At 67.0% G+C, this 25,979-nt stretch carries 22 protein-coding genes and 1 riboswitch; of the genes, 12 read left to right on the top strand and 10 right to left on the bottom strand.

The window, feature by feature from the left end; all coding sequences use genetic code 11:
- Both C2U58_RS08540 and rpoE read right to left on the bottom strand, forming a co-directional pair.
- A partial coding sequence (locus C2U58_RS08540) for an RseA family anti-sigma factor (RefSeq protein WP_253256687.1) occupies positions 1-283 on the bottom strand: 283 nt, incomplete at its 3' end.
- On the bottom strand, positions 280-900 hold the full coding sequence (gene rpoE / locus C2U58_RS08535; RefSeq protein ID WP_102945429.1) for an RNA polymerase sigma factor RpoE: 621 nt from the start codon (positions 898-900) through the stop codon (positions 280-282). The genes rpoE and C2U58_RS08540, both read right to left, overlap by 4 nt.
- 214 nt (positions 901-1,114) lie before the next feature.
- Here rpoE and C2U58_RS08530 point away from each other — a divergent pair, with 214 nt between their 5' ends.
- The 4 genes from C2U58_RS08530 (at position 1,115) to C2U58_RS08515 (ending at position 5,574) form a co-directional block, all read left to right on the top strand.
- Entirely contained in the window at positions 1,115-3,178 is a 2,064-nt protein-coding gene (locus C2U58_RS08530) for a 3-hydroxyacyl-CoA dehydrogenase NAD-binding domain-containing protein (protein ID WP_102945428.1), read from the top strand.
- A gap of 145 nt (positions 3,179-3,323) precedes the next feature.
- Entirely contained in the window at positions 3,324-4,187 is an 864-nt protein-coding gene (locus C2U58_RS08525; protein ID WP_102945427.1) for a pirin family protein, read from the top strand.
- A gap of 61 nt (positions 4,188-4,248) precedes the next feature.
- On the top strand, positions 4,249-4,977 hold the full coding sequence (gene aqpZ / locus C2U58_RS08520; protein ID WP_102945426.1) for an aquaporin Z: 729 nt from the start codon (positions 4,249-4,251) through the stop codon (positions 4,975-4,977).
- Between the two features lie 135 nt (positions 4,978-5,112).
- Positions 5,113-5,574, top strand: coding sequence for a hypothetical protein (locus C2U58_RS08515; RefSeq protein WP_102945425.1), 462 nt, complete (start codon positions 5,113-5,115; stop codon positions 5,572-5,574).
- 47 nt (positions 5,575-5,621) lie between these two features.
- Here the strand turns inward: C2U58_RS08515 and C2U58_RS08510 are convergent, their stop codons facing one another.
- Positions 5,622-6,470, bottom strand: a complete 849-nt coding sequence (locus C2U58_RS08510) for a pirin family protein (RefSeq protein WP_102945424.1) — start codon at positions 6,468-6,470, stop codon at positions 5,622-5,624.
- 199 nt (positions 6,471-6,669) lie between these two features.
- On the opposite strand from C2U58_RS08510, the gene C2U58_RS08505 reads away from it, so the two are divergent.
- Both C2U58_RS08505 and C2U58_RS08500 read left to right on the top strand, forming a co-directional pair.
- Positions 6,670-8,751: a carbon starvation CstA family protein gene (locus C2U58_RS08505; RefSeq protein WP_102945423.1), complete on the top strand. Its 2,082-nt coding sequence runs from the start codon at positions 6,670-6,672 to the stop codon at positions 8,749-8,751.
- The gene (locus C2U58_RS08500) at positions 8,751-8,975 is read left to right on the top strand and encodes a CstA-like transporter-associated (seleno)protein (protein ID WP_068853636.1); all 225 of its coding nucleotides are present in this window, start codon (positions 8,751-8,753) and stop codon (positions 8,973-8,975) included. Before C2U58_RS08505 ends, C2U58_RS08500 begins: the two co-directional genes overlap by 1 nt.
- Before the next feature lie 266 nt (positions 8,976-9,241).
- Here C2U58_RS08500 and C2U58_RS08495 read toward each other — a convergent pair whose 3' ends face one another.
- The 3 genes from C2U58_RS08495 to C2U58_RS08485 form a co-directional block, all read right to left on the bottom strand.
- Positions 9,242-10,492 carry a DUF819 family protein gene (locus C2U58_RS08495; protein ID WP_102945422.1) on the bottom strand — a complete coding sequence of 417 codons (1,251 nt, stop codon included), beginning with the start codon at positions 10,490-10,492 and terminating at the stop codon, positions 9,242-9,244.
- Between the two features lie 82 nt (positions 10,493-10,574).
- Entirely contained in the window at positions 10,575-11,861 is a 1,287-nt protein-coding gene (locus C2U58_RS08490; RefSeq protein ID WP_102945475.1) for a HAMP domain-containing sensor histidine kinase, read from the bottom strand.
- Positions 11,848-12,549, bottom strand: coding sequence for a response regulator transcription factor (locus tag C2U58_RS08485; RefSeq protein ID WP_102945421.1), 702 nt, complete (start codon positions 12,547-12,549; stop codon positions 11,848-11,850). Before C2U58_RS08485 ends, C2U58_RS08490 begins: the two co-directional genes overlap by 14 nt.
- A gap of 131 nt (positions 12,550-12,680) precedes the next feature.
- On the opposite strand from C2U58_RS08485, the gene C2U58_RS08480 reads away from it, so the two are divergent.
- The 3 genes from C2U58_RS08480 (at position 12,681) to C2U58_RS08470 (ending at position 17,296) form a co-directional block, all read left to right on the top strand.
- Positions 12,681-14,393, top strand: coding sequence for a glycosyltransferase family 39 protein (locus tag C2U58_RS08480; protein WP_253256686.1), 1,713 nt, complete (start codon positions 12,681-12,683; stop codon positions 14,391-14,393).
- A gap of 232 nt (positions 14,394-14,625) precedes the next feature.
- Positions 14,626-15,237, top strand: coding sequence for a phosphatase PAP2 family protein (locus tag C2U58_RS08475; RefSeq protein ID WP_253256693.1), 612 nt, complete (start codon positions 14,626-14,628; stop codon positions 15,235-15,237).
- 79 nt (positions 15,238-15,316) lie between these two features.
- A complete protein-coding gene (locus C2U58_RS08470) occupies positions 15,317-17,296 on the top strand; it encodes a M2 family metallopeptidase (RefSeq protein WP_102945418.1) in 1,980 nt (659 codons plus the stop codon).
- A gap of 126 nt (positions 17,297-17,422) precedes the next feature.
- On the opposite strand, the gene C2U58_RS08465 is transcribed toward C2U58_RS08470, so the two are convergent.
- Both C2U58_RS08465 and C2U58_RS08460 read right to left on the bottom strand, forming a co-directional pair.
- A complete protein-coding gene (locus tag C2U58_RS08465) occupies positions 17,423-17,809 on the bottom strand; it encodes a hypothetical protein (protein WP_102945417.1) in 387 nt (128 codons plus the stop codon).
- Between the two features lie 51 nt (positions 17,810-17,860).
- Positions 17,861-19,084: a multidrug effflux MFS transporter gene (locus C2U58_RS08460; protein ID WP_102945474.1), complete on the bottom strand. Its 1,224-nt coding sequence runs from the start codon at positions 19,082-19,084 to the stop codon at positions 17,861-17,863.
- 291 nt (positions 19,085-19,375) lie between these two features.
- Positions 19,376-19,477, top strand: a riboswitch (glycine riboswitch).
- An 86-nt stretch (positions 19,478-19,563) separates the two neighbouring features.
- Between C2U58_RS08460 and gcvP the strand changes: the two genes are divergently transcribed.
- The 3 genes from gcvP to C2U58_RS19840 all read left to right on the top strand — a co-directional run bounded on the left by gcvP (position 19,564) and on the right by C2U58_RS19840 (position 23,514).
- Positions 19,564-22,443: an aminomethyl-transferring glycine dehydrogenase gene (gene gcvP, locus C2U58_RS08455; RefSeq protein WP_172448106.1), complete on the top strand. Its 2,880-nt coding sequence runs from the start codon at positions 19,564-19,566 to the stop codon at positions 22,441-22,443.
- 260 nt (positions 22,444-22,703) lie between these two features.
- On the top strand, positions 22,704-23,018 hold the full coding sequence (locus tag C2U58_RS08450; RefSeq protein ID WP_172448105.1) for a hypothetical protein: 315 nt from the start codon (positions 22,704-22,706) through the stop codon (positions 23,016-23,018).
- 121 nt (positions 23,019-23,139) lie between these two features.
- Positions 23,140-23,514, top strand: coding sequence for a hypothetical protein (locus C2U58_RS19840; RefSeq protein WP_146033437.1), 375 nt, complete (start codon positions 23,140-23,142; stop codon positions 23,512-23,514).
- Positions 23,515-23,594: 80 nt separating this feature from the next.
- On the opposite strand, the gene C2U58_RS08440 is transcribed toward C2U58_RS19840, so the two are convergent.
- Both C2U58_RS08440 and C2U58_RS08435 read right to left on the bottom strand, forming a co-directional pair.
- Positions 23,595-24,989 carry an amino acid permease gene (locus C2U58_RS08440; RefSeq protein WP_102945413.1) on the bottom strand — a complete coding sequence of 465 codons (1,395 nt, stop codon included), beginning with the start codon at positions 24,987-24,989 and terminating at the stop codon, positions 23,595-23,597.
- A gap of 136 nt (positions 24,990-25,125) precedes the next feature.
- Positions 25,126-25,836, bottom strand: a complete 711-nt coding sequence (locus C2U58_RS08435; protein ID WP_102945412.1) for an AraC family transcriptional regulator — start codon at positions 25,834-25,836, stop codon at positions 25,126-25,128.
- Positions 25,837-25,979 lie beyond the last annotated feature (143 nt).

The following is a 25,979-nucleotide window of genomic DNA, read 5'->3' as shown; positions in this document are numbered from 1 at the left end:
GCGCGCGCGACACCGGCGCCGCCTGCGCAGCCGCCGGTCGCGGCTCGGCGCCCACGGCCGCCTGGATGCGATCGGCGAAATCGGCCGGGGCCGGCGCGCAGGCCTGGCCGCGCAGCACGTCGCCCAGCAGCTGCCAGCGTTCCTGGCAGCGGGAAAGGTCTTCGTCGTGTTCCAGTCGGCGCAGCAGGAAGCGGGCTTCCTCCAGCGGCAGCTCACCGTCGACCAGCGCCGACAGCTGTTGGCGGTGGTGGGCGTCGAATTTGTCTGGCAATTGATTGCTCATGCGCGGCTCTTTTCGCGGGTGGCGCTGCCGATATCCAGCAGCGGCCGAAGTTCAGTGTCGATCGCCTCGCGGGCGCGGAAGATCCGCGAGCGCACGGTGCCGATCGGGCACCCCATCTTCTGCGCGATGTCTTCGTAACTCAGGCCTTCCACCTCGCGCAGGGTGATGGCCGATCGCAGTTCTTCCGGCAGCGCCGCTACCGCCTTCATTACCGTGTTTTCCAACTCCTGGCGCATCAGCTCACGCTCGGGCGTGTCGGTGTCGCGCAGGCGGGTGCCGCTGTCGAACTGCTCGGCGTCACCGATGTCGATGTCATCGGTGGGCGGGCGGCGGTTGTGGGCGGCAAGGTGGTTCTTGGCAGTATTCACGGCGATCCGGTGCAACCAGGTATAGAACTGGGCGTCTCCACGGAAACTGTTGATCGCGCGGTAGGCGCGGACGAACGTGTCCTGGGCGACGTCCTGACATTCACTCCAGTCGGCGATGTAGCGCCCGATCAATGCGACGATCCGGTGTTGGTACTTGCGCACCAGCACATCGAACGCCGCACTTTCGCCGCGCTGCACGCGCCGGACCAGCTCCAGGTCCAGCTCCTGTGGTGTTTCGACCTCGGCCATTGGGGGCCGCACTCCTGTCAGCCCAACCGACGTCGGGCAATGAGACTGCCAATCCCGGGAAAAGTTCAGCGCCCATCCGTGAACGCCGCACCAGCTTTTAACTACGGTTCCGTTAAGGTTCCCTCCCTCCCCCCAGCTATAGGGATTTGACGGGGAGGAAACAACCTCTGGATCATAGCCCCCTTCTCCATACACAACCGGATGGAACGTCCCCATGCTCTCAGGCTTCGATGGGCTCCGCTTCTCACATTGGCACCCCGAGATCCGTGACGATGGTGTCGTGGTGCTCAGCCTCGACCGCCAGGACAGCAGCGTCAATGCGATGTCGCAGGACGTCCTGCTGGAACTGGGCGACCTGGTCGAACGCCTGGCGCTGGATCCGCCCAAGGCGGTGGTGGTGCAGTCGGTCAAGCCGGCCGGGTTCATCGCCGGGGCCGACCTGAAGGAATTCCAGGAGTTCGACCGCCGCGGCACCGTCAATGACGCGATCCGCCGTGGCCAGACCACCTACCAGAAGCTGGCCGAGCTGCCCTGCCCGACCGTGGCCGCCATCCATGGCCACTGCCTGGGCGGCGGCACCGAGCTGGCCCTGGCCTGCCGCTACCGCGTCGCCTCCAACGATCCCTCCACCCGGATCGGCCTGCCGGAAACCCAGCTGGGCATCTTCCCGGGCTGGGGCGGCAGCGCGCGCCTGCCGCAGCTGGTCGGCGCCCCGGCGGCGATGGACATGATGCTGACCGGCCGCAACCTGTCGGCATCGGCCGCCCGCAACATCGGCCTGGTCGACAAAGTGGTGGCCCCGGCCGTACTGCTCGACACCGCCGTGGCGCTGGCGCTGGCCGGCACCACCCGCCCGTTCAAGCAGCGCCTGACCGCGTGGGCGACCAACACCTGGCTGGCGCGCAAACTGCTGGCGCCGCAGATGGCCAAGCAGGTCGCGCGCAAGGCGAAGAAAGAGCACTACCCGGCCCCCTACGCGCTGATCAACACCTGGGCGCGCACCGGCGGCAGCGGCATCCAGGCCCGCCTGGACGCCGAGCGCCGCGCGGTGGTCAAGCTGGCCGGCACCCCGACCGCGCGCAACCTGATCCGCATCTTCTTCCTGACCGAACGCCTGAAGGCGCTGGGCGGCAAGGACCATGGCATCCGCCACGTGCACGTGGTCGGCGCCGGGGTGATGGGCGGCGACATTGCGGCTTGGTCGGCCTACAAGGGCTTCGAGGTCACCCTGCAGGACCGCGAGCAGCGCTTCATCGACCCGGCCATGGAACGCGCGCAGGCGCTGTTCGCCAAGAAGGTGCGCGATGAATCCAAGCGCCCGGCGGTGGCGGCACGGCTCAAGGCCGACCTGGCCGGCGACGGCGTGGCCGTGGCCGACCTGGTGATCGAGGCGATCATCGAAGATGCCGAAGCCAAGCGCGGCCTGTACCAGACGCTGGAGCCGAAGATGAAGGCCGACGCGCTGCTGACCACCAACACCTCGTCGATCCCGCTGGTGGAACTGCGCGACCACATCCAGCGTCCTGCGCAGTTCGCCGGCCTGCACTACTTCAACCCGGTCGCGCAGATGCCGCTGGTGGAAATCATCCATCACGACGGCATGGCGCCGGAAACCGAGCGCCGCCTGGCCTCGTTCTGCAAGGCGCTGGGCAAATTCCCGGTACCGGTTGCGGGCACCCCGGGCTTCCTGGTCAACCGCGTGCTGTTCCCGTACATGCTGGAAGCGGCGACCGCGTATGCCGAAGGCATTCCCGGCCCCGTGATCGACAAGGCCGCGGTGAAGTTCGGCATGCCGATGGGTCCGATCGAACTGCTCGATACGGTGGGCCTGGACGTGGCGGCCGGCGTCGGCAAGGAGCTGGCACCGTTCCTCGGCCTGCAGATTCCCGCCGCACTCCAGACCGTCGAACCCGGCAAGCGCGGCAAGAAGGACGGCCAGGGCATCTACAAGTGGGACAACGGCCGCGCGCAGAAGCCGGACGTGCCGGCCAATTACCAAACGCCGGACGACCTGGAAGATCGCCTGATCCTGCCGCTGCTCAACGAAGCGGTGGCCTGCCTGCACGACGGCGTGGTCAGCGACGCCGACCTGCTGGATGCGGGCGTGATCTTCGGCACCGGCTTCGCGCCGTTCCGTGGCGGTCCGATCCAGTACATCCGCGCGACCGGCGCCGATGCGCTGGTGGAACGCCTGAAGGTGCTGCAGCAGCGCCATGGCGACCGCTTCGCACCGCGCCCCGGTTGGGACGCGGCGGTGTTGCGTGAACCGGTGATCTGATTGAAACCACGACAACGCCACCGCACGGTGGCGTTGTTGTTTTCCGGGTACCGCAAACGAAACACCCTGTTACCCGAACGGGCCATGCACCGCGTGGATGCGCGTGCCATCCTTTCCGCCTGTCCCCGCCAGCGAGAAAGCCCGCATGACGACCATCATCGCCCCGCGCGTCCATGACATCGGCGGCCTGGAAGTGCGCCGCGCCGTGCCCAGCATCCAGGCACGCAGCATTGGCCCGTTCGTGTTCGTCGACCAGATGGGCCCAGCGGTGATGGCGCCCGGCACCGGCATCGACGTCCGCCCGCACCCGCATATCGGCCTGGCCACGGTGACCTTCCTCTGGTCCGGCGCCATCGGCCACCGCGACACGCTCGGCTCGGACCAGGTGATCCGCCCCGGCGACGTCAACTGGATGACCGCCGGGCGCGGCATCGCGCACTCCGAACGCACGCCGCCGGTGGAACGCGAACACGACCACCCGGTGCATGGCATGCAGACCTGGGTAGCGCTGCCGAAAAGCCATGAAGAAACCGATCCCGGCTTCTTCCACCACAGTGCCGCCACCCTACCGCAGCAGCGTCGCAACGGCGCATGGCTACGCGTGATCGCCGGCCGCGCCTACGGTGAAGAATCGCCGGTGAAGGTGTTCACCGACACCCTCAACGTAGCCATCGACCTGGACGCCGGCGCCGAACTCGACCTGGACACCGGCCACCTCGAGCGCGCGCTCTACATCCTCGAAGGCGCTGCACAGCTGGATGGTGTCGACCTGCCTGCACAGCACCTGGTCATCCCCGAAAGAAACGCACGTGGCCGGTTGCGTGCCAAGACGCCGTTGAAGGCCATGCTGCTCGGTGGTGAACCGCTGGATGGACCGCGCCACCTCTGGTGGAACTTCGTGTCCAGCTCGAAGGAACGCATCGAACAGGCCAAGCACGACTGGGAATCCGGACGGTTCGGCACCATCCCCGGCGACGACAAGGAATTCATTCCACTGCCGGAGCGTTGAGCGCACGCCGCATTGTCCGATTTCCGCCGTGTTCCCCCTTGGACACTCGTGGAGATTCCCAATGAGCATGGGCAAGCGCGTGGTTGCCGAATTCCTCGGCACGTTCTGGCTGGTGTTGGGCGGCTGTGGAAGCGCCGTCCTCGCCGCGAAATTCGGCGGCGATGGCAACCCGCTCGGCATCGGTTTCCTTGGCGTTGCACTGGCCTTCGGCCTGACCGTCCTGACCGGCGCCTACGCGTTCGGCCACGTCTCCGGCGCCCATTTCAATCCGGCGGTCAGTGTCGGGCTCTGGGCTGGCGGGCGCTTCCCCACCCGCGACCTGCTGCCGTACATCGTGGCCCAGGTGCTGGGCGGCCTGCTGGCCGCGTTCATCCTGCTGCAGATCGCCTCCGGCGCACCGGGCTTCCAGATCGACGGCAGCCAGGCCGGCGCGTTCGCCAGCAACGGCTACGGTGCGCTCTCGCCCGGCGGGTACAGCGTAGCCGCCGCGTTCCTGTGCGAAGTGGTGCTCACCGCCATGTTCCTGGTGGTGATCATGGGGGCCACCCATGGCCGGGCCCCGGCCGGATTCGGTCCGCTTGCCATCGGCCTGGCCCTGACCTTGATCCATCTGATCAGCATCCCGGTCACCAATACGTCGGTGAACCCGGCCCGCTCCACCGCCGTGGCCGTATTTGCCGGCAGCGGCGCGCTCGGGCAGCTGTGGCTGTTCTGGCTGGCGCCGCTGCTGGGCGGCCTGATAGGCGGGATCGTCTACAAGTGGATCGGAGCCGAGCCGTCACCTGGCTAACCGGCTTCAGATTCATTTGAAACGGTTATTTGAAGATCCAGTCACATTCCGTTAAGGTCAAAATCACCAGGCCGTCACCCGGCGGGCGTCATTGCGCCGCCGGGCATGGCTGGGCCAATTCATACGGGGGAACGCATGAAGATCCTGCACGCCTTGGTTGTACTGGGGTTGTCACTTGTTGCCAACGTTGCGTTGGCGCAGTCGGCGGCCAAATGTCCTGCACTGCCAGCCGACAGCAACCTGCAATGGCAGGAAACCGCGCAAAGCACCTATGTGCTGTGCAAGGCGGTCGACGCCGGCGGTCGCGAGGTCATGACCCTGATGCTGACCGGGCGCGACCCGAGCATTCCGCTCAACCGCGCGCTTCGGGAGGAAAAAGGCGGCTTCGCCGGGGAGTCGCTGTACTGGTACAAGCCGGACCTGGGCGGCCAGGAGCCACCGGGCTACGCGACCCGGCGCATGACCGTCGTGAAGTTCGACAAGAACCAGTACGCGCAGATCTCTCTGTACCCGGGCGATGCCAGCGAGCTGCGTTCGCTGCAGCTGATGTCGCAGGGCATGAACCTAAATCCGTCCGCGGTGGCCGCAGAACGGTGACGGCATCGGGGATGCTGCACGCATCCCCGACGACGCTGTCGAACGGTCTAAAAGCGGCCTTCCTGGAAATCCACGAAGGCCTGCATCAGTTCCTGCTTCGTGTTCATCACGAACGGCCCGTGGCGCATGACCGGTTCGCGCAGCGGACGCCCCGCGACCAGGATCAGGCGCGCACCGCCCGTGCCTGCGCGCAGCTGCAGCCGCTCGCCACCCCCGAGCACGGCCATGTCCTGCCGGCCGACCGGGCGGGCATCATCGCCCTCGCCCACCACCAGGTCGCCTTCGAACACGTAGGCGAACGCGTTGTGGCCTTCGGGCAGCAGGTAGTCCCAGCCGCTGCCGGCGGCAAGCTCAACATCCAGGTACAGCGGGTCGGTGGCCGGCTGCACGATCGGGCCGACGGTGTCGCCGACCTGTCCGGCAATCACCTTGACCTGCACGCCCGGCGCCGGCTGCACCACCGGAATGCGGTCGGGGGCGAATTCCTGGTACGTCGGGTCGGTCATCTTGTCGCGTGCCGGCAGGTTCACCCACAGCTGGAAGCCGCGCATCCGGCCGGATTCCTGCTCGGGCATCTCCGAGTGCACCAGGCCACGGCCAGCGGTCATCCACTGCACGCTGCCCGGGGTCAGCAGGCCTTCGTTGCCATGGTTGTCCTTGTGGCGCATGCGGCCGTCGAGCATGTAGGTGACGGTCTCGAAGCCACGGTGCGGGTGGCTCGGGAAGCCGGCGATATAGTCCTCGGCACGGTCGGTGCCGAATTCGTCCAGCAGCAGGAACGGGTCCAGGTCGGGCAGCGAGGGGCCGCCGATCACCCGGGTCAGGCGCACGCCGGCGCCGTCGGACGTGGGCATGCCGCGGATGGTGCGCTGCACGCGTGCGGGGGAGGTGCTCATGTTGGCTCCGACAAGAGGATACTGGGTACAAGATGGGCGCAGCCCTGGACGGCGCCAACCGCCACGCCCGCAACCGATTGTTCCAACGGTGGGGATTCGAGTCTACGACCAAAGTACTAGCGGCAAGCCTGCGCGCGCGCATTGACCCGGTCGATGCGAGGGCGGACCCTTAACGAGTTCTTCAGGGAGACGCAATCTCATGAAAGGTTTTTCCAAGCTGGGCTGGGCGGCGCTCGCGCTGCTCGGCGCATTCTGTCTGGGCACCGTCGCGTTGCGACGGGGTGAGTCCATCAACGCGCTGTGGATCGTTGTTGCTGCAGTCTCGATCTATCTGATCGCGTATCGCTTCTACAGCCTGTTCATCGCCGACAAGGTGATGCAGCTGGACCCGACCCGGGCGACGCCTGCGGTGCTCAACAACGACGGCCTGGATTACGTCCCGACCAACAAGCACGTGCTGTTCGGCCACCATTTCGCGGCGATCGCAGGTGCAGGTCCGCTGGTCGGCCCGGTGCTGGCGGCACAGATGGGCTACCTGCCCGGCCTGTTGTGGCTGGTGGTCGGCGTGGTGCTGGCCGGTGCGGTGCAGGACTTCATGGTGCTGTTCATTTCCAGCCGCCGCAACGGGCGTTCGCTGGGTGACCTGGTGCGCGAGGAAATGGGCCAGGTGCCCGGCACGATCGCGTTGTTCGGTGCGTTCCTGATCATGATCATCATCCTGGCGGTGCTGGCGATGGTGGTGGTGAAGGCGCTGGCGGAAAGTCCGTGGGGCATGTTCACGGTGATTGCGACGATGCCGATCGCGATCCTGATGGGCGTGTACATGCGCTACATCCGGCCGGGCAAGATCGGTGAGATTTCGGTGGTGGGGTTGATCCTGCTGCTGCTGGCGATCTGGTACGGCGGCCGTGTGGCGGCGGACCCGGTCTGGGGCCCGGCGTTCACGTTCACGGGGGTGCAGATCACGTGGATGCTGATCGGGTACGGGTTCGTGGCGTCGGTGCTGCCGGTGTGGCTGCTGCTGGCACCGCGCGACTACCTGTCGACGTTCCTGAAGATCGGTACGATCGTGGCGCTGGCGATCGGCATCCTGATCGTGATGCCGGAGCTGAAGATGCCGGCGCTGACGCAGTTCGCGGCGAGCGGCGATGGTCCGGTGTGGAAGGGCGGGATGTTCCCGTTCCTGTTCATCACCATTGCGTGTGGTGCGGTGTCGGGCTTCCATGCGCTGATCGCGTCGGGTACGACGCCGAAGCTGCTGGCCAATGAAAGCCACATGCGCTACATCGGCTACGGCGGCATGCTGATGGAGTCGTTCGTGGCGGTGATGGCGCTGGTGGCGGCGTCGATCATCGATCCGGGCATCTACTTTGCAATGAACAGCCCGGCGGCGGTGATCGGTGCCGATGCGGCATCGGCGGCGCACTACATCACGACGACGTGGGGCTTCACGATCACGCCGGAACAGCTGGAGGCGACGGCGCTTGCCATTGGCGAGCCGACCATCCTGCACCGTGCGGGGGGGGCGCCGACGCTGGCGGTGGGTATCGCGCAGATCCTGCACCAGGCGATCCCGAGCGGCAGCAACGCGATGATGGCGTTCTGGTACCACTTCGCGATCCTGTTCGAGGCGCTGTTCATCCTGACGGCGGTGGACGCGGGTACGCGTGCGGGCCGCTTCATGCTGCAGGACCTGCTGGGCAACTTCATCCCGGCGCTGAAGAAGACGGAGTCGTGGACGGCGAACATCATCGCGACGGCGGGCTGCGTGGCGCTGTGGGGCTACCTGCTGTACACGGGCGTGGTGGATCCGTTCGGTGGCATCCAGACGCTGTGGCCGCTGTTCGGCATCTCGAACCAGATGCTGGCGGGTATCGCGCTGATGCTGGGTACGGTGGTGCTGTTCAAGATGAAGCGTGATCGGTATGCGTGGGTGACGGCGGTGCCAGCGGTGTGGCTGCTGATCTGCACGACGTATGCGGGTCTGATCAAGATCTTCGACAGCAATCCGTCGCAGGGCTTCCTGGCGCAGGCGCACAAGTACCAGGATGCGATTGCGAGCGGGACGATCACGGCGCCGGCGAAGACGGTGGGGCAGATGCAGCAGATCGTGGTGAACGCGTATGTGAACACGGGCCTTACGGTGCTGTTCCTGTTCGTGGTGTTCGCGATCCTGGCGTATGCGATCAAGACGATCGTGGTGGCGCGTCGTTCGCCGCAGCGTACGGACCGTGAGACGGAGTACGTGGCGCTGCAGCCGCACCAGATGGCGGACCTGTGATGAGTACGGGTCTGGTTCCGGTCGGGCAGTACCAGGCGCATCGCCGGATCTGGCGGCGCCTGGTGCAGACGGCACGGCTGTGCTGTGGCATTCCCGACTACGACAACTATGTGCGGCACGTGCTGGAGAAGCATCCGGACCGCACGCCGATGGACTACAAGACGTTCTTCCGGGAACGTCAGGAGGCTCGGTACGGTGGGCGGAATGGTGGTCGTTGTTGTTGACCCTCCGTTTTTGTTGATCGTGTAATGCGAAAAGGCGGCGCCATTAGGCGCCGCCTTTTCTTTTGGCTCTGTCTTGCTATCGGTTTTGGGCGGGGCGGGGATGGGTTTGCGGGGGACGCCGTGAATCCGTCCATGGAGGCTAAGTCGCGGCATCCATGCCGCTCATTCCCCCGCAAACCCACCCCCGCCCCACCCTCGATACATTCCCGGTGACGGAACGGAAAGCAGTAGAGCCGGGCTCTGCCCGGCTGTTCTTGCATTCCTTCTTACGCGCCGGCCATCCACTTCAATATCAAACCGGTTACGTATGCGAGGCCGGTGCCTGTTGCGTACCCCACCGTGCCCAACAAGACGCCTACTGGCGCGAGGCTTGGATGGAATGCTGCCGCCACCACCGGTGCCGATGCCGCCGCACCAATGTTCCCCATCGAACCAATGCCGAAGAAGAACAGCGGCGCTCTTACCAGCTTCGCCACCGTCCACAGCACCAGGATATGGGTGAGCATCCAGATCACGCCGAGCAGGAACAGCCAGGGCCGGTCGAGCAGCGAGAGCAGGTTCATCTGCATGCCGATGCAGGCGATCAGGAAGTAGAGGAACACGGTGCCGAGGCGTGAGGCGCCGGCGGATTCCAGCGTGCGTGCGCGGGTGAAACTGAGGCCGAGACCCAGAAGGGTGGAGAGCAGGACGACCCAGACGAAGGCACTGTCGAGGCTGAACTGGCTGGCCCAGCTGATGTTGGCTTTGAACCAGGCGCTCAGGGGTGCGGCAATGGCATGGGCCAGCCCTACCCCGGCGAGGGCGACGCCGACGATCAGCATGAGGTCGGTGAGGGTGGGAATGCGGGCGTTCTGGGCCTCGTAAGCGCTGATGCGCGCTTTCATTTCGTCGATGGCGCGGGTGTCGGCGCCGTTGCGGGTGTCGATCTGGGTGGCGCGGTTGGCGAGGAACAGCAGGACGGCCATCCACAGGCTGGCGCAGGCGACGTCGACGACGGCGAACTGGCCGAAGGTGGTGGCGTCGGTGCCGAATACTTCGCGCATGGCGACCATGTTGGCGCCGCCGCCGATCCAGCTGCCCGCCAGGGCGGCCATGCCGGACCAGGTGTCACCGGCCACGGTCTCGGGGTGGATCCAGGACATCAGCTGGAAGGACACCACGGCGCCGAGCATGATGCCGAAGGTGCCGGCGCAGAACACGACGAGCAGTTTGGGGCCCAGCTTGAGCACGCCTTTGAGGTCGATCGACAGGGTCAGCAGCACCAGTGCGGCGGGCAGCAGGACGTCGCGGGCGATGGGGTTGTACAGGGCGGTGTTGTGGCCGTCGATCAGGCCGGCGGTGTTGTAGATGGCCGGGATGAAGTAGCACAGCAGCAGTGCGGGGACCCAGGCGAAGATCTTTTTCAGCAGCGGGGTCGGGCCGCTGGCGGCCCAGAAGATCAGGGCCAGGGTGGCGGCGATGAGGCCAAGGCCAACGATGTCGTTGGTGATGAGGGCGGTACTGGGTTCGGTCGGCATGCGGTCCTCTGTCGATCGAAAAGCAAAAAAAAGCGTCGCAGGGTGCGACGCTTCTGGAGCTTAACATTGTCTTCACCGGACATCAGGGCAGCGAGGCACCCAGGTCGAGGATCACGCGGGTCCCGCGCGGCTGGCTCTGTTCGAGGGTCAGCAGCCAGCCGAGGTGTTCGCACAGGCGTGCGATCAGCTCCAGGCCGATGCCGCCCTGTTCGTTGCGGTCGCCGCGTGCCATGCGTGCGTATACGGCGGCGATCTCTTCCGGGCTCATGCCCTCGCCCGGGTCCTGCAGGGTGACCACGCCGCGCTCGGAGACGCTGAGGGTGATGGTGCCGCGACCGCTGTTTTCGATGGCGTTGCGCAGCAGGTTGCCGATGGCGGCCTGGACCACGCCGAGCGGCGCGACGATGTCCACGCGCGCCAGGTGGCTTACGGTGATCTGCAGGTCCTTGTCGCCCATCAGGTGGCGGTGGTCTTCGATGATCTCCGGGACCAGCTGGTCGAGCGCGATGCGCTCTTTCAGTGCGGCCAGGCGTGCCGGGTCGCGGGCCAGCACCAGCAGCAGCTGGATCAGCTGCTCCACGCCCTGCGCGGTGCGGTGCACGCGCTGCATCTGATGGCGTGCGCGGTCGGGTACGCCCGGTTGGTCCAGCGCCAGTTCGGCCGCGCCGGTGATCACGGCGATGGGCGTTCGCAGTTCGTGGCTGGTGGTGCTGATGAACACCCGTTCGCGTTCGACGAACTGCTCGTTGCGGGCCAGGTAGTCGTTGAGCGCGGCGGCGATCACGTACAGCTCGGAACTGCCGCGCGGGTCGACATCGACGCGCTGGCCCGGCACGCCGGGTTTGAGGCCATCGATGTGGCGGGCCAGCGAACGCAACGGGCTGACCAGGCGGCTGACCCCGAACGAGGCCATGACCACGGTGACGAAGATCATCACCACGCCGGCCAGCATCACCCAGCGGGTGGCGAACTCTTCCAGTTCGTGGAAGTCGTTGATATCCAGCGCCAGCGCCAGGCGGCCTTGGTTTTCGGTGTCGCGCACCATGACAGCGGCCGAACGGCCGTCGATGTCGATGCCGTCGTGCAGCCCGGGGTGCAGGCTGCGCAGGATCGCCGGCACCTCGGGACGGTCGTCGATGGTGAACAGACGCAGGGTGTCCGAGTCCTGCCAGCGGTAGTGCGGTTCGTGTTCGATGTGGCTGACGATGCTGTCCAGTTCGGAGTTCAGCAGCGCGCGCCACGCCGAGTGTTCGGCATGTTCGTGCACGTAGTTGCCCACGCTGAACACCGCCAGCGAGATCAAGGCCAGGTAGCCCAGCAGCCACCACAACAGGCGCCGGTGCAGCGGTGCAGGTTTACGCAGGCTCATTGCGACCTTCGGCAGCCGGTGCACCGAGACGGTAGCCGACCCGTGGCAGGGTGTGGATCAGCTTGCGTGCGAACGGGCCGTCCACGCTGCGGCGCAGTTCATAGATATGCGAGCGCAACAGGTCGCCGTCGGGCAGTTCGTCGCCCCACAGCGCGAACTCCAGCTGCTGGCGGGTGACCGCACCCGGGCTGGCGCGCATCAGCACTTCCAGCAGCTTGCGGCAGGCCGGGTACAGGTGCAGCGCCTGGCCGGCGCGCTGCGCTTCCAGCGTGGCCAGGTCCAGCACCAGGTCGTCCACCTCCAGCACCTTGCGTGGGTTGCGGCCCTGCGCGCGCACGTGCAGCGCTTCGAGCCGCACCTCCAGTTCCGGCAGCGCGAACGGCTTGGTCAGGTAGTCGTCGGCACCGGCGCGGAACCCGGCGATCTTGTCGGGCAGCTCGTCGCGCGCGGTCAGCATGATGACCGGTACTTCCAAGCCATGTTCCTGGCGCAGGCGACGCAACACCTCCGGACCTTCCATGCGCGGCAGCATCCAGTCCAGGATCAGCGCGTCGTAGTTCTGCGTGGTCGCCAGGTGCAGGCCGGTGATGCCGTCGGGCGCCACGTCCAGCACGTGTCCGCGTGCTTCGAAGTATTCGAACAGGTTGGTGACCAGCTGGCGGTTGTCTTCGATGACCAGGAGCCGCATGCGTCGGGTACTCGGGGGCAATGCCCCATGGTAGCGGCTGGATTGTCGGAATCAGGTCGCAATCAACCCATTCGACACATTTCCTACATGAAATAGGCCAAAGTCCCCCCTTTCCCTGCGAGCGGCCGCCCTTGTCGACGACCCTGCTGCGCCATCACTGGCGCCTGTTGACCCTGCTGGCCCTGCTGCTGGCATTGGCGGCCGGCATCGGCCTGCGTGCGCCTACCCCGCCAGACGAGCCGCGCTTCGTGCTGGCCGCGCGCGCCATGGTCGAGACCGGGCAGTGGCTGTTGCCGCACCGGGGCAGCGAGCTCTACGCAGAGAAGCCGCCGGTGTTCATGTGGATGCAGGCGGCCACCTACAAGGTGATCGGCCATTGGAACCTGGCCTTCCTGCTGCCCTCGCTGCTGGCCGCGCTGGCCACGCTGTGGCTGAGCTGGGACCTGGCCCGCCGCCTGTGGAACCGACGCGTGGCATGGTGGGCGGTGCTGGCGCTGGCCAGCTGCCTGCAGTTCGGCCTGATGGCCAAGCGCGCGCAGATCGACATGGTGCTGGTGGCGCTGACCACGCTGTCGCTGTGGGCGTTGCTGCGCTACCTGCTGGAACGTCCGGACAAACGCCTGCTGTGGGTGGCCGGCTTCGCCGCCGGGCTCGGCACGGTCACCAAGGGCGTCGGCTTCCTGCCCCTGCTGGTGCTGCTGCCGTGGGCGCTGTGGCGCTGGAAAGGACGACCGCACGGCGCCGCCGCCCTGCCCCGCGCCCGCGCGCTGCTGTGGCTGATTCCCGCCTTCCTGCTCGGCACGGCGGTGTGGCTGGGACCGCTCGGCATCGCACTGCTCAACGACCCGTCGCCGGAGCTGCAGGGCTACGCGCGCGAACTGTTGTTCAAGCAGACCGGCACGCGCTACGCCAACGCGTGGCACCACGTGCAGCCGGTCTGGTATTACCTGCAGGTAATCGCCACCCTGTGGCTGCCGGGCAGCCTGCTGCTTCCCGCGCTGCTGCCGGGCTGGTGGCGCCGGCTGCGCCGCGGCGATGGCCGCTGGTGGCTGCTGCTGGGCTGGTCGCTGCTGGTGCTGCTGTTCTTCAGCGCCAGCCCGGGCAAGCGCGAGGTCTATATCTTCCCGATGCTGCCGGCGCTGTGCGTGGCCGCTGCGCCGCTGCTGCCCGGCCTTCTCCGCCGCGCGGGAACGCGCTGGCTGCTGCTGGCCTATGTGCTGGTGCTGGGCGTGGCCGCCACCGGCATCGGCGCGGAGTTGCTCGCCGATGGCGCGTGGGCGCATGCGCAGCTGGCCAAGCGCGGCATGCCGGACGTACTGCTGCCGGTACTGGGCGGCTGGCTGCTCGGCTTTGGCGTGGTGGTGCTGCTGCTGGCGGCGTGGCTGCGCCAGCGCCGCGCCGGCGCGCTGGTGGTCATCACCGCGCTGCTGCTGTGGAACCTGCACGGATGGGGCCTGATGCCTGCGCTGGGGCCGTACAGCTCCGCGTCGGCGTTGATGCAGCAGGTCGGTGAGCGCATTGGCCCGGAGGCGGAACTCGGCGCACTCGCCTGGCGCGAACAGAACCTGCTGCAGGCCGACCGGCCGGTGACCGATTTCGGCTTCCAGCGGCCGTGGGACGACCAATGGCATGACGCCGGCCCGTGGCTGGCGCTGGCACCGCACAACCGCTGGCTGCTGGTGCTGGAACAGGCGATCAGCCCGTGCGTGAAGCGCGACCAGGCGGTGATGATCGGCAGTTCCAACCGCAATCAGTGGTGGCTCGTGCCCGGCACAGCGTGGGATCCGGCCTGCCATGCCGCGTTGCCACGCGATGCAGGGGCTGGCGTCGACGACGGCGACTGAATCACAGAGGCACGGTGCTGCCGGTTAACGCGTGGGCAACAAAGCTCCGACCGCCCTCCGACACGCCGCTGACGACGATGGCGCCGGTTTCCCCGCCGGCCTTGCCTTGATGCTTCCTGTTCCCGCTTCGTCCGTTTCCTTCGCGTCGAGCACGCCCGCGTCGACGTCCGTGTTCCTGCGTCGCCACCTCGCGTGGCCGCTGCTGGCCGTACTGGCCGCCAGCGGCCTGCTGATGGGCGCCGGTGGCGACCAGTGGCTGGCCGACCAGGTGTATCGCCTCGAAGGCCACCATTGGCTGCTGCAGAACGCCTGGCTCACCAGCCAGCTGATCCACAAGGGTGGCAAGTGGCTCAGCGCTACCGCCACGCTGGTCGCGATCCTGCTGTGCTTCCATGCCTGGCGCAGCGAACGGGCGGCAGCGTGGCGCTGGCCGCTGCTGTACCTGGTGCTGGCGGTGGCGCTGGGCACCGGCGCGGTGTCCCTGCTGAAGTCGGTCACGCACATGGACTGTCCATGGGATCTGTCGCGATACGGCGGCCTGCGCGAATTCGTGGGCCTGTTCGAAACGCGGCCACAGGGCATGCCGCGCGGTGCGTGCTTCCCCGGCGGCCATTCCAGCGCAGGCTATGCGTGGGTCAGCCTGTACTTCCTGGCGCTGCTGGTGCACCCGGCCTGGCGCTGGCGCGGACTCGCGGTAGGCCTGGCCGCCGGCGGCATCTTCGGGGTGTCCCAGCAACTGCGCGGCGCCCATTTCCTCTCGCATGACCTGTGGACGCTGGCGACCTGCTGGACGGTGTCACTGCTGCTGTACCTGCTGGTCCGCCGGCGCTGCCTGCCACGGTAGGCCCGGGACCTGTGGCCCTTGCGGTGCGGCGACGGCCCCACTAGCCTTCGCCGGTCTGTCACCACCCAAGGATGTCCCCGTGAACCACCGCCCGCTCCTGCTGGCCCTGGCTGTCGGTGCTGCCGCACTGACCCTGGCGGCCTGTCAGAAGGAACCGTCCCCAGCCGATGCGCCGGCCGCCGGCACCGCCGCGCCGACCGAAACCGCAGATCAGTTCATTGCCCGCGTCAACGCCGAGTACAAGGCCCTGTACCCGGAAATGACCTCGGCTCAGTGGCTGTCCTCGACCTATATCAATGACGATTCCGAGCGCGTGGCGGCCAAGGCCAACGAGCGCTGGCTGACCATCCTCAATGGTTGGATCGCCCAGGCCGGCACGTACGACGGCAAGCCGATGAGCGAGGACACCAAGCGCCAGATCCACCTGCTCAAGCTGATGACCGCCATGCCGGCCCCACGCGACCCGGCCAAGCTGGGCGAGCTCACCCGCATCGCCAGCCGCATGGAAGGCGCCTACGGCTCGGGCAAGTACTGCACCGACGAGGCCAACCCGGCCACCTGCCGCCAGCTCGGCGACCTGGAGCAGGTGCTGGCCAGCAGCCGCGACTACGACAAGCAGCTCGACGCCTGGCAGGGCTGGCACGCCACCACCAAGCCGATGCGCGCCGACTACCAGCGCTTCGTCGGCCTGGTGAATGAAGGCGCCAAGGAAATGGGGTTCGCCGACGCCGGCCAGATGTGGCGCAGCGGCTATGACATGCCGGCCGAGCAGATCGGCCCGGAAACCGACCGCCTGTGGGAGCAAGTCAAGCCGATGTACGAGCAGCTGCATTGCTATGCGCGTACCAAGCTGGACGGCACCTATGGCAAGGACAAGGCCGAAACCGAAGGCGGCCTGATCGCCGCGCACCTGCTCGGCAACATGTGGCAGCAGGACTGGTCCAACCTGTGGGACCAGCTGGAGCCGTACCCGGGTGCGGGCAGCCTGGATATCACTGCAGCCCTGGAAAAGCAGTACCAGGCCAACCTGAGCGGCGCGCTGGCCAAGGCCGGCAGCAGCAATGGCAACGTCGAAGCGCTGTTCAAGGCGCAACGTGAAGCCGAACTGCGCACCGCCAAGCAGATGACCGAACGCGCGCAGGACTTCTACGTGTCGTTGGGCATGCCGGCGCTGCCGAAGTCGTACTGGGACAAGACCCAGTTCATCAAGCCGCTGGACCGCGACGTGGTCTGCCATGCCAGCGCGTGGGACATGAACATGGACGGCGATGTGCGCACCAAGATGTGCATCAAGCCGAACGAAGAAAACTTCACCACGATCTACCACGAGCTGGGCCACATCTATTACGACCTGGCCTACAACCCGCTGCCGCCGTTGTTCCAGGGCGGTGCCAACGATGGCTTCCATGAAGCGATCGGCGACACCATCGTGCTGGCGATGACCCCGCAGTACCTGAACTCGATCGGCCTGGTCGACAAGCCGCAGGAAAGCCGCGAAGCCACCATCAATGCGCAGATGCGCATGGCGCTGAGCGGCGTGTCGTTCCTGCCGTTCGGGCTGATGATCGACCGCTGGCGCTGGGGCGTGTTCGACGGTTCGATCACCCCGGACAACTACAACAAGGCGTGGTGGGACCTGAAGGCCAAATACCAGGGCGTGGCCCCGGCCAGCGCGCGTGGCGAGGAGTTCTTCGACCCGGGCGCGAAGTACCACGTGCCGGGCAACACTCCGTACACGCGCTACTTCCTGGCGCGCATCCTGCAGTTCCAGTTCTACAAGGGCCTGTGCGACGCGGCTGGTTACAAGGGGCCGCTGCACCAGTGCAGCTTCTACGGCAACAAGGAAGCCGGGCAGAAGTTCTGGGCGATGCTGAGCAAGGGTGCCAGCCAGCCGTGGCAGGCGACGTTGAAGGAGATCACCGGCGGCGACAAGCTCGATGCCGGCCCGATGATTGAATACTTCACGCCGGTCAACGAGTGGCTGAAGCAGCAGAACCAGGGGCAGATGTGCGGGTGGCAGCCGCCGGGTGCGGCAGCCGCTGCGCCGAAGGCGCCGTAAGATGGAAAAAGCCGGCTGAAAGGCCGGCTTTTTCTTTGGGGGTTACGCAGCCACGCAGGGCGTGGCTCTACCCCAATACGACGGTAGAGCCACGCCCTGCGTGGCTGAACCACCGGTACGCGTGTGTCAGGACTTCGGCTTCAGGGAGGCCGCGAGTTCGGTCTTGAACTGGTCGAAATCCTTGCCTTCGGCCTTGGCTTCGGCGTGTGCGGCGTCCTTCAATGCATCCGAATACACCAGGCGCACGGGCGTGCCCTGGCGTTCGTGCAGTTCGGCAGCCTGCATGATCAGCGCCAGCACGCGGGCCGCGCTGGGGGTCTGGCCGGCGATGCGGCCGTCCATGCCCAGCACCCACTCACCGTCGCGGCGGACCACGCCGGCCAGCAGCGTGCGCTGCTGGTCGCGCAGTTCGGCATGCGGTTCCACCGGCGAGGCATGCGCCTTTTCTCGGTTGGCTTCTTCGATTTCGCGGCGCCGGCGCAGGTCACGGCGCAGTTTGGAGGTGGTCGACATCAGGGGGACTTCCGGACTGCATCAATGGGGACAGAATAGCGCACGGGGGGCTCAGGCCAGGCTTGCCGCCGCCTCGCGTCGGCGTTCACAGCGGCGTTCCCAGAACCAGAAGCTGGCGCCGATGGCAAAGAAGCCGGCGTAGCCCAGCGCCAGGTGCAGCGGCGTGCCGCTGAGCAGCGGCGAGACCGCGCCGGCCACCACGGTGTTGATCATCAGCTGGATGAACATCTGCATGGACGAGGCCAGGCCGCGCTGGTGCGGGTACATGTCCAGCACCGCCAGCGCCAGGATCGGGAAGATCAGCGCCATGCCCACGCCACCGATGAAGATCGGCAGCACCGCCCACGGCAGCGCGATCTGCCCCACTGCCAGCACATAGGCCAGGTTGACCAGCGCCGACACCGCGCACAGGCTGAAGCCGATGCCTACCTGGCGCTGCGCGGTGATCCGCCCGGCCATGCGTCCGGACAGGAACGAGCCCATGGTCATGCCACCGATGGTGGGAATGAACAGCCAGGCAAATCCGCCCTGCCCCAACTGCAGGTGCTGCATCACGAACACCGGCGCCGAGGCGATGTACAGGAAGATGCCGGAGAAGTTGAAGGCACCAGCCGCGGCCAGCCGCAGCAGGCGCGGATTGGTGCCCATCTGCAGGTAGCTGCGCAGCAGCGTGCCGGTGGACAGCGGCGTGCGCGCTTCCACCGGGTGGGTTTCCGGCAGCCACCTGCCGGTGGCCACCAGCAGCACCAGCGCGAACGCCACCAGGAACCAGAAGATCAGGGGCCAATCGCCGCCGCCGAGCAGGATCCAGCCGCCGATGATCGGCGCGATCGCCGGGGCGATGCCGAAGATCATCGAGACCTGGCTCATCAGCCGCTGCGCGTCGGCACCGTGGTACAGGTCGCGGATCACCGCACGGCCCACGATCACGCCGACGCCGGCGGTCACGCCCTGCAGCGCGCGGAACACCAGCAGGGTGGTCAGGTCGCGCGACAGCGCGCAGCCGATGGACGCCGCAATGAACAGCACCAGCCCGCCCAGGATCACCCGGCGACGTCCGAACGCGTCCGACAGCGGACCATGCGCCAGGCTCATCAGGCCGTAGAACAGCAGGTACACGCTCACGGTCTGCTGCACCGCCACCTGGTCGACCTGCATGCGCTCGCCGAGCAGCAGGAACGCCGGGAAGATGGTGTCGATCGAGAACGGACCGAACATGGCCAGGCCGGCAAGCAGCAGGGCCAAACGGCGGGTGGAGGGCGAGGCGGCGGTCATCGGGGCTTCCGTCAGCGGCGTGCGCGAACGCACGCGGGGCGCCCGGCCGCAACGCGGTGGCGCCTGATGAATACGAGGATCCGGCCATGATAGGCCGTCCGCCTGCCTGGCACCATGCCCGGGCGCCGGTTACGGCCCTGTCCGCGCCCCCTGTTCAGGTGCTGGACGGCCGCTGCGGGCCGGGTCGCTGGGCTATAATCGCCGGGCTACATGGTGGGAGAAGCGGCGCGTTGTCCAGCGCCCGCTGCCGAAGGCGCAACGCCCGTAATCGCTCAGGCCCGATACCACCCGCACCAAAACTCTGGAGAGACCGGCCAGTGCCGGCGCCGAAGGGGCACGAAGCGCGCAGATGCGTACTTCCAAACTCTCAGGCAAAAGGACAGAGGGGCACCCAGGAAGACCGCGAGGTCCGGTGGTTCGTTGTCGTTTTCGACACGCCCGGCCCCAGGGCTTCCGAACGTGCGTGCCCACTCTTTTGGATGCCAGCCATGTCCCAGAACACCCCCTCCCTGCGCGAGCTTGAACACCACAACGCGTTCGTCGAACGCCACATCGGCCCGAACGACGCCGAAATCGCGCAGATGCTCGACGTGGTCGGCCACGCCTCGCTGGACGCCCTGACCGACGCCATCGTGCCGGCCGGGATCAAGTCGCCGGCCCCGCTGGCCCTGCCCGACTCGCTGACCGAAGTGGAAGCATTGGCCAAGATCCGCGCCATTGCCGACAAGAACCAGGTGTTCCGCACCTTCATCGGCCAGGGCTACTACGGCACCCACACCCCGAACGTGATCCTGCGCAACGTGCTGGAAAACCCGGCGTGGTACACCGCGTACACCCCGTACCAGGCCGAGATCTCGCAGGGCCGCATGGAAGCGCTGATCAACTTCCAGACCCTGTGCGCCGACCTGACCGGCATGGAGATCGCCAACGCCTCGCTGCTGGACGAAGCCACCGCCGCCGCCGAAGCGATGACCCTGGCCAAGCGTTCGGCCAAGAGCAAGTCCGACACCTTCTTCGTGCATGACGCCGTGCACCCGCAGACGCTGGAACTGCTGCGCACCCGCGCCGAGCCGCTGGGCATCGTGCTGCGCGTGGGCACCCCGGCTGAAGCGCTGGAAGCCGACTCCTACGGCGTGCTGCTGCAGTATCCGGACACCTTCGGCCACGTGGGCGACTACAAGGCCCTGGCCGACGCCGTGCACGCGCGCGGCGGCCTGGTGGCCGTGGCCACCGACCTGCTGGCCCTGACCCTGATCGCCGCCCCCGGCGAATGGGGCGCGGACATCGTGGTCGGCAACAGCCAGCGCTTCGGCGTGCCGTTCGGCTTCGGTGGCCCGCATGCCGCCTTCATGGCCTGCCGCGACGCCTACAAGCGCTCGATGCCTGGCCGCCTGATCGGCGTCTCCATCGACGCCCAGGGCAATGCGGCGTACCGCCTCACCCTGCAGACCCGCGAGCAGCACATCCGCCGCGAGAAGGCCACCTCCAATATCTGCACCGCACAGGTGCTTCTGGCGGTGATGGCCTCGATGTACGCCGTGTACCACGGCCCGGACGGCCTGACCCGCATCGCCCGCCGCACCCACCGCCTGGCCGCGATCCTGGCCGCCGCGCTGCGCGCAGCAGGGGTCAACGTGGGCGAGCACTTCTTCGACACCCTGCACGTCAAGGACATCGACGCCAAGGCGATCCACGCCAAGGCCGCCGCCGCCCGCATCAACCTGCGCGCGATCGACAGCGAAGCCGTCGGCATCAGCCTGGATGAAACCACCACCCGCGCCGACATCGTCGCGCTGGGCCAGCTGTTCGGCGCCACCGTTGATGTGGACGCGCTCGACGCCGCCACCGCCGACGCGCTGCCGCCGGGCCTGGTGCGCACCAGTGCGTTTCTGACCCACCCGGTGTTCAACACCCACCACAGCGAACACGAGCTGCTGCGTTACCTGCGCTCGCTGGCCGACAAGGACCTGGCGATGGATCGCACCATGATCCCGCTGGGCAGCTGCACCATGAAGCTCAACGCCACCGCCGAAATGATCCCGGTGACCTGGCCGGAGTTCGCCAACATCCACCCGCTGGCCCCGGCCGACCAGGCCACCGGCTACACCCAGCTGATCGACGGGCTGGAAGCGATGCTGGTGGAATGCACCGGTTACGACGCGGTGAGCCTGCAGCCGAATTCCGGCGCGCAGGGCGAGTATGCCGGCCTGCTGGCGATCCGCGCCTACCACCGCTCGCGCGGTGAAGCGCACCGCGACATCTGCCTGATCCCGGACTCGGCGCACGGCACCAACCCGGCCTCCGCACAGATGTGCGGCATGAAGGTAGTGGTGACCAAGACCGACGCCAACGGCAACGTCGACGTGGAAGACATCCGCATCAACGCGGAGAAGTACAGCGACCGCCTCGCCGCGCTGATGGTCACCTACCCGTCCACGCATGGCGTGTTCGAGGAAGAGATCATCGAGATCTGCGAAATCGTGCACAAGCACGGTGGCCAGGTGTACACCGACGGCGCCAACATGAACGCCCTGGTCGGCGTGGCCAAGCCCGGCAAGTGGGGCTCGGACGTGTCGCACCTGAACCTGCACAAGACCTTCTGCATTCCGCACGGCGGTGGCGGCCCGGGCGTCGGCCCGTGTGCGGTGAAGTCGCATCTGGCTCCGTTCCTGCCGAAGGTGCTGGGCGGCGAAGGCGACGTCGGCATGGTCAGCGCGGCCAGCTTCGGCAGCGCCTCGATCCTGCCGATCAGCTGGATGTACATCACCCTGATGGGCAGCGCCGGCCTGCGCAAGGCGACCCAGGTCGCCCTGCTCAACGCCAACTACATCGCAAAGCGCCTGGCCCCGTACTACAAGACCCTGTACACCGGTCGCAACGGGCTGGTGGCGCATGAGTGCATTCTCGACGTACGTCCGCTGGAGAAGACCTCCGGCGTGGTCGCCGAAGACGTCGCCAAGCGCCTGATCGACTTCGGCTTCCACGCCCCGACCCTGAGCTTCCCGGTCGCCGGCACGCTGATGGTGGAACCGACCGAAAGCGAATCGCTGCACGAGCTGGACCGCTTCATCAACGCGATGATCCAGATCCGCGAAGAAATCGCCGCGATCGAAGACGGCCGCCTGGACCGCGAAGACAACCCGCTCAAGCACGCGCCGCACACCGCCACTGCTGTGTCCGGCAGCGAGTGGGGCCACGCCTACCCGCGCGAACTGGCCGCCTTCCCGCTGGCCAGCCTGCGCCAGCAGAAGTACTGGCCGCCGGTGGCGCGCGTGGACAACGTGTACGGCGACAAGAACGTGATGTGCGCCTGCATCCCGATCGACGCGTACAAGGAAGACGAGGGCGTGGAGGTCTGAGACCTCAACGCTGGAAACGACAACGGCCCGCGCAAGTGGGCCGTTTGTTTTGGGGCAACCGATCGCGCATCGGCAAACGGACACGGGCGGTAGGGTCGCATCCCAATCGACCGCCGATATCCCTGCAACACCCGGTAAGGCATGGACCCTCATCGAAGGCGCCCAACCGAAGCACGTCGCACCAGCACGATCAAAAGCTTGAAGCCTCACACGCCAACGACAATCACACTCAATGCTCCAACCGCATTGAGCTGACTACCATGGTGAATACAACCTCCTCTTCCTGGGCTGCATCCGTGCCCTCGACCAGAACGCCCGAAGCTACCCGCGTATCCGCCGAGCGCGCACGCGTAGTTGCCGGTTCCGTCACCCCGGGCAGCATCCGCAACGAGGACATTCCGGCGCTCACAAAACAACTCGACGAAGCGCTGGCACCGCATCGCGAGGCGGCGTTGTTCCGTTCACTCTCCGACCCCAAGCCGCAGGAACGCGCAGCGGCGAGCGAGCGCAGCGCCTTGACTGCCAGCATCCTTCGCGAGTCCCGCATGGCCAACGGCGGTGCATCCAACCTCTGAGTTCCACATTGACGGTGACCTGGCCCACCGGTGGACCAGGTCACCTGCGATGGAAAGCTGAAGGCGTCGCGCGGCCCGTGACGCCACGCTTGACGGTCCCCGTCGCACCGAGCAGATGTTCATGGTCAATACCCTACCCGCCCCACCCGTAACCGGATCTTCCGCCGCCAATCGTGCGCTAGAAACACACGCCGCACGTCCTGCCTCCACCGCTGCCCCCAGCAGCGTCGCCAACGAGCACGTTTCCGAACTCTTCGGACGCCGTGGTCTGGTGCGCCTCGCCAACCCGGCGCCCGAGCCGACCGAAAGCGCCGCACATGGTCTTCCGCGCGGCCGCAGCTATTTCATCGATGACACCAGCATGAAGATCCCACGCGCAGCGCCAATCAAGCCGACGCAGATCGGTTCGGGCGGGCCGCACGCCATGCCGTTGGCGGCGGAGGGTGCGCGATCAGCGTCGCAGCCCGTCGCCCGCAGCGGCCCGGAAGACCGGTAACGTTACAGACATCCCGCCAAATGCCTACGGCCCGCTTTCGCGGGCCGTATCGTTTCAGCGTTTCGTCTCACAGACCCGCGTCAGCAATCCCCGCGGCTCCGCCGCACCCGCCGCGCAATCTCACTGCTCGCGGCAATCACCGCCGTCAACGTCGCCATCGACAGGAACTGCAGGCGGGTGTGTTCTTCAGAGAGCAGCAGGCCGAAGATCAGCGCCAGGATGCACAGCGCGGCCACCGTGAGGTACGGATAGCCCGCCATGCGGAACGGCAACCGGGTGCCGTCGCGGTTGGCGCGGTGGCGCAGGATCAGCTGCGACAGCAGCGCCATGGTCCACACCAGCAGGCAGGTGGAGCCGACGATGTTCAGCAGCACCGGCAGCACCTGGTCGGGGAACAGCAGCTCCATGATGGTGGCGGCGAAGCCGAACAGCACGCTGGCCAGCACGGCCACGATCGGTACCTGGCGCGGGTCGGTCCAGCCCAGCACTGCCGGCGCTTCGCGGCGCCGGGCCAGCGAATACATCATGCGCGAGGCGCCATAGAGGTTGGCGTTCAAGGCCGACAGCAGCGCGATGACCGCGATCAGGGTGATCGCCGCCGCCGCGCCCGGGATGTTGGCTACTTCCAGCACCGCCGCGAACGGGGACTTCAGCGACTCGCTGTTCCACGGCACCACCGCGATGATCACGGTCAGCGAGCCGATGTAGAACACCAGGATGCGCCAGGCCACGGTACGGATGGCGCGCGCGATGCTGCGCTCCGGGTCCTGGGTTTCCGCCGCGGCCACCGCCACGATCTCGGTGCCGCCGAAGGCGAACACCACCACCAGCAGCGCCGCGCCGATCCCGGCCAGGCCGTTGGGGGCGAAACCGCCATGCGCGGTGAAGTTGCTCAGGCCAGGCGAGGTCACGTTCGGCAGCCAGCCCATCAGCAAGGCCACACCGATCAGGATGAAGCCGATGATCGCCACCACCTTCAGGATGGCGAACCAGAATTCGAACTCACCGAAGTTCTTCACTCCGAGCAGGTTGATCGCAGTGAAGACCAGCATGAACGCCAGCGCCGCCATCGGCACCGGTATCACCGGCCATACCGTGGCCAGCAGGCCGGCCGCACCCACCGCTTCGGCGGCAATCACGATCACCAGCTGCACCCACCACAACCACCCCACGGTGGCGCCGGCGGTGGCGCCCATGGCGTCGGCGGCATTGACCGAGAACGCACCGCTGGTCGGCTTGGCCGCGGCCATTTCGCCCAGCGCATTCATCACGATGATCACCAGCGCGCCGGCGACCAGGTAGGACAGCAACACGGCGGGGCCGGCGGCCTGCACGCCCACCCCGGAGCCCAGGAACAGGCCGGCGCCAATGGCGCTGCCCAGCCCCATCATGATCAGCTGGCGGGGCTTGAGCGCGTGCTCGAGGCGGGTGTTGGGGGGCGAAACGGGCGTGGCCGAGGTCTGGGGTGCGGGCATCGGTGTCGAAGGCGGGCAACAGGTGCGACACGATACCCTTTCCGGGCTGTCGCAGGCATCCTGCTGTGCGTCATGGATGTGGCCGGGTTGGTCGGGGACACGCATGGCGTGTCGCTACGCGGGAACCGGCGCCCCTTCAGGCTTCGGCGCGGCCGGTTACCTGGGCGCGGTAGGCGCGGGGCGAGACGCCGACCTCGGCCTTGAACTTGCGGGTGAACGCACTCTGGTCGGTGAAGCCGCAGGCCTGGCCGATGCTGGCGATGGTGTCGCTGCCGTGCAGCAGGTGCACCGCCATCTGGATCCGCAGGCGGGTCAGCACCTGCTGCGGGGTCATCTGGAACACCTTGCGGAAGGTGCGCTCGAGCTTGGACAGCGAGAACCCGGTGATGTCCAGCAGGGTCTGCATGCGCACGTTCTCGGCGTAATGCGCGTTCAGGTGCGCCAGCGCCAACCGCAACTGTTCGTACTGGGTGCCCAGGCTGTCCTTCTGGCCGAGGTCGCGGGAAATGCCGATCAGCCCACGGATCTCGCCTTCCACCAGCAGCGGTCGCTTGCAGGTCAGGCACCAGCCCGGCTCGCGGTTGGCGAACAGGTGCAGCTCCATCAGGTTCTCGATGACCTTGCCGGCCAGCACCTGCGCGTCTTGGGTGGCGTAATCGGCGCCCAGCCCGGTTGGGTAGATTTCCGCCGCCGTGCGCCCGATCACCTCCTTGCGCGACTTCAGGCCCAGCCGCCGCAGCATGGTCTGGTTGATGTGCGTATAGCGCCCCTCGCGGTCCTTCATGAAGAACAGCACGTCGGGAATGGCATCGAACAGGGCTTCGATGTCGGCAGGTTCAACGCGCATGCGGGGCGGAGTGAGGAGGAGTTCTCCGTAAGGATACCCCGCGCGGCCGATCCGGCGAGCGCGCGCGTCCATGTGAAGCACAGGTGCAGGCAGCGCCCGGTTCGGCGACCGGCGATTAACGCGCGCATCGCCAGTGTTGGGCA

The sequence above is a fragment of the Stenotrophomonas sp. VV52 genome (assembly GCF_002893095.1).
GTDB classification, from domain to species: domain Bacteria; phylum Pseudomonadota; class Gammaproteobacteria; order Xanthomonadales; family Xanthomonadaceae; genus Stenotrophomonas; species Stenotrophomonas aracearum.
The sequence above is the reverse complement of the archived record's forward strand: the minus strand, read 5'-3'. Positions and strand labels throughout refer to the sequence as shown.

Excerpts from the sequence above, each read along its gene's own strand:
- C2U58_RS08525 (WP_102945427.1), top strand. The coding sequence starts at position 3,324 with ATGACGACCATCATCGCCCCGCGCGTCCATGACATCGGCGGCCTGGAA.
- C2U58_RS08530 (WP_102945428.1), top strand. The coding sequence starts at position 1,115 with ATGCTCTCAGGCTTCGATGGGCTCCGCTTCTCACATTGGCACCCCGAG.
- C2U58_RS08485 (WP_102945421.1), bottom strand. The coding sequence starts at position 12,549 with ATGCGGCTCCTGGTCATCGAAGACAACCGCCAGCTGGTCACCAACCTG.
- C2U58_RS08505 (WP_102945423.1), top strand. The coding sequence starts at position 6,670 with ATGAAAGGTTTTTCCAAGCTGGGCTGGGCGGCGCTCGCGCTGCTCGGC.
- C2U58_RS19840 (WP_146033437.1), top strand. The coding sequence starts at position 23,140 with ATGGTCAATACCCTACCCGCCCCACCCGTAACCGGATCTTCCGCCGCC.
- C2U58_RS08460 (WP_102945474.1), bottom strand. The coding sequence starts at position 19,084 with ATGACCGCCGCCTCGCCCTCCACCCGCCGTTTGGCCCTGCTGCTTGCC.
- C2U58_RS08475 (WP_253256693.1), top strand. The coding sequence starts at position 14,626 with ATGGGCGCCGGTGGCGACCAGTGGCTGGCCGACCAGGTGTATCGCCTC.
- C2U58_RS08510 (WP_102945424.1), bottom strand. The coding sequence starts at position 6,470 with ATGAGCACCTCCCCCGCACGCGTGCAGCGCACCATCCGCGGCATGCCC.
- C2U58_RS08495 (WP_102945422.1), bottom strand. The coding sequence starts at position 10,492 with ATGCCGACCGAACCCAGTACCGCCCTCATCACCAACGACATCGTTGGC.
- C2U58_RS08435 (WP_102945412.1), bottom strand. The coding sequence starts at position 25,836 with ATGCGCGTTGAACCTGCCGACATCGAAGCCCTGTTCGATGCCATTCCC.
- C2U58_RS08465 (WP_102945417.1), bottom strand. The coding sequence starts at position 17,809 with ATGTCGACCACCTCCAAACTGCGCCGTGACCTGCGCCGGCGCCGCGAA.
- C2U58_RS08440 (WP_102945413.1), bottom strand. The coding sequence starts at position 24,989 with ATGCCCGCACCCCAGACCTCGGCCACGCCCGTTTCGCCCCCCAACACC.
- C2U58_RS08490 (WP_102945475.1), bottom strand. The coding sequence starts at position 11,861 with ATGAGCCTGCGTAAACCTGCACCGCTGCACCGGCGCCTGTTGTGGTGG.
- rpoE (WP_102945429.1), bottom strand. The coding sequence starts at position 900 with ATGGCCGAGGTCGAAACACCACAGGAGCTGGACCTGGAGCTGGTCCGG.
- gcvP (WP_172448106.1), top strand. The coding sequence starts at position 19,564 with ATGCCAGCCATGTCCCAGAACACCCCCTCCCTGCGCGAGCTTGAACAC.
- C2U58_RS08450 (WP_172448105.1), top strand. The coding sequence starts at position 22,704 with ATGGTGAATACAACCTCCTCTTCCTGGGCTGCATCCGTGCCCTCGACC.
- aqpZ (WP_102945426.1), top strand. The coding sequence starts at position 4,249 with ATGAGCATGGGCAAGCGCGTGGTTGCCGAATTCCTCGGCACGTTCTGG.
- C2U58_RS08500 (WP_068853636.1), top strand. The coding sequence starts at position 8,751 with ATGAGTACGGGTCTGGTTCCGGTCGGGCAGTACCAGGCGCATCGCCGG.
- C2U58_RS08515 (WP_102945425.1), top strand. The coding sequence starts at position 5,113 with ATGAAGATCCTGCACGCCTTGGTTGTACTGGGGTTGTCACTTGTTGCC.